The organism is Gilliamella sp. Fer1-1 (genome assembly GCF_001690825.1).
Classification (GTDB): domain Bacteria; phylum Pseudomonadota; class Gammaproteobacteria; order Enterobacterales; family Orbaceae; genus Gilliamella; species Gilliamella apicola_C.
Map to the genome: position 1 here is coordinate 1 of NZ_LZGX01000103.1, position 2,509 is coordinate 2,509.

The following is a 2,509-nucleotide window of genomic DNA, read 5'->3' on the forward strand; positions in this document are numbered from 1 at the left end:
AGCACCCCCTCACACCACCATAAGTATCTTCCATTTCAAGTATTAATAACTATCTATTTTACCTTTTATTCATAACTAATGATGTAAAAACAAAACACCAAAAAATATTAATTATATCTATTAACTTTAGATCATTATCTTCTTAACTTAACAATCATAGGCACTTATATGAATTCATATTTATTACTATTTTTTGCAATTATTTGTGAAGTAATAGCTACATCTTCATTGAAACTATCAAATGGCTTCACTAATTTGATGTTCTCAATTATTACTATTATTGGCTATAGTGCATCGTTTTATCTTCTTTCATTAGCATTAAAAACCATCCCTGTTGGTATTGCCTATGCGATTTGGTCTGGAATCGGCATTGTATTAATCAGTTTAATTGCGTGGATCTTTCTAAAACAAACTTTAGATTTAGCAGCACTAATAGGCATGGGATTTATCATGTTTGGTGTGGTGATTATTAATTTATTCTCGAAAGTTGCGGGACATTAACCTCTAAATATGATGATTTTTTATTAAAAATAGCATTAGCTTGAACAAAATATTGAAGTATTTTATTCAGCTAATGCTATAAATTGCGTTATTAATCGTTTTTTAAAACCCTTTTATAATCGAACGTCATTTTAAATAAACCTAAAATACAATTCACAGTTTTAGCAAGATTATTAATTTAGGCATAAATTACAAAATATTTTGTAATTGGATATACAAATAATGAATAAACCAGCAATGCTTCTATTACTATTATGCTTGAATTATACGTATATAAAATAATCTTAAACGATTACCCAACGTTATTAGCCATTTGACACATTATCATTATGTAAAAAAATATTTACATTTAATTTGCAAGTAAACGGCAATAGTGAGTTAACAAAGATATCGACTAAAATTAAGCTAGGTCGGGTTCTAAAAAGCCCAATTGAAGTTTGATAATTTTTATCGTTTTATTCATTTGTAACTCTACTCCTAGATTATAAACACTTAATTATAAAAACTTAGATGTCAAATTAAGTTGAAATCATTAAAAACGGTTCTTTGATTATCGGCGGATTAAATCATCGCCATAACCAACCCATTTATAAGTAGTTAAAGCTTCAAGCCCCATTGGTCCTCGTGCATGTAATTTCTGTGTGCTGACAGCCACTTCAGCGCCTAAGCCAAACTGTCCACCATCGGTAAAACGTGTTGAAGCATTGACATAAACTGCTGCCGCATCAACCAAATTAGTGAATTGCTGTGCATTAGATAAATTACGGGTTAAAATGGCCTCGGAATGACCGCTACCATATTCACGAATATGTTCTACGGCGAGTTCAAGTGAGTCAACAATGACTACATTTAAATCTTTTGATAGCCATTCTTGGCGTAAGTGCTGATCTTCAACAGCAAAAACATTTGCAACGCAACATTTTAATATTTCATAAGAATTGGGATCAGCATGCAACACAACATCATTATCAGCCATAATTTGACTAAATTTAGGTAAGAATTTATCTGCAATGTTTCGATGAATAAGAAGCGTTTCAAGCGTATTACACGTACTTGGTCGTTGAGTTTTAGCATTTACGATAATAGAAAGAGCTTTATCATAGTCAGCGCTTTCATCAACAAAAATATGACAGACACCAATACCACCAGTAATGACAGGAATTGTTGAATGCTCACGGCATAATTTATGTAAGGCAGCACCTCCACGTGGAATGATCATATCAACATATTGGTCAAGTTTAAGTAATTCAGTAATGTATTTGCGATCAGGATTATCAATACATTGTATTGCTGCTTTAGGTAATCCCGCTTGGTCTAATGCCTGCTGAATGATAGAAATAGTCACAGCATTTGTGTGCATGGTCTCTTTTCCACCTCGCAATATTGCTGCATTACCCGTTTTTAAGCAAAGCGTAGCAATATCAATGGTGACGTTTGGCCGAGCCTCATAAATAACGCCAATCACCCCTAAAGGCACTCGGCGACGTTGTAGCGTTAAACCACTATCTAGGGTTGAACCATCAATAATTTGACCAATGGGATCGGTTAATGAAACCACTTTACGAACATCATTAGCAATAGCCATTAACCGCTCAGCGGTTAATAATAACCGATCAATAATAGCCGCGCTCAGCCCCTGTGTTTTTGCTATTTCAATATCACGCTCATTTGCAACTAAAATAGCTGTGCAGTGCTGTTCTAATAAATCAGCAATCATCGTCAATACTTTATTTTTGACTGTTATTGGACATTGGGCTAATTGGTATGATGCCAGTTTTGCAGCTTTACCCATTTGTTGTAACATTATTATCACCATTAAGTTATATTCTTGTTTGCATCACTTCATTTTTTTAATGACTGTGTTTTACTAGCTATATCATTCTAATCTATAAAAATTTATTTACGAGCAGTATTTTTGAGCCTATCTAAATTATAGATTTAATTTCTTAAATAAAACATGAGCATAACTGTTAATATAATATTGAAATAAACCAGTATTATAAAAGCA

The 2,509-nt window shown here is 32.7% G+C and carries 2 protein-coding genes; one reads left to right on the forward strand and one right to left on the reverse strand.

From position 1 onward, the window contains the following. Positions 1 to 168 precede the first annotated feature (168 nt). On the forward strand, positions 169 to 501 hold the full coding sequence (locus tag A9G28_RS11135; protein WP_065568194.1) for a DMT family transporter: 333 nt from the start codon (positions 169 to 171) through the stop codon (positions 499 to 501). A gap of 550 nt (positions 502 to 1,051) precedes the next feature. On the opposite strand, the gene proA is transcribed toward A9G28_RS11135, so the two are convergent. Next, the gene (gene proA, locus A9G28_RS11140) at positions 1,052 to 2,305 is read right to left on the reverse strand and encodes a glutamate-5-semialdehyde dehydrogenase (protein ID WP_065580708.1); all 1,254 of its coding nucleotides are present in this window, start codon (positions 2,303 to 2,305) and stop codon (positions 1,052 to 1,054) included. Between the last annotated feature and the right edge of the window lie 204 nt (positions 2,306 to 2,509).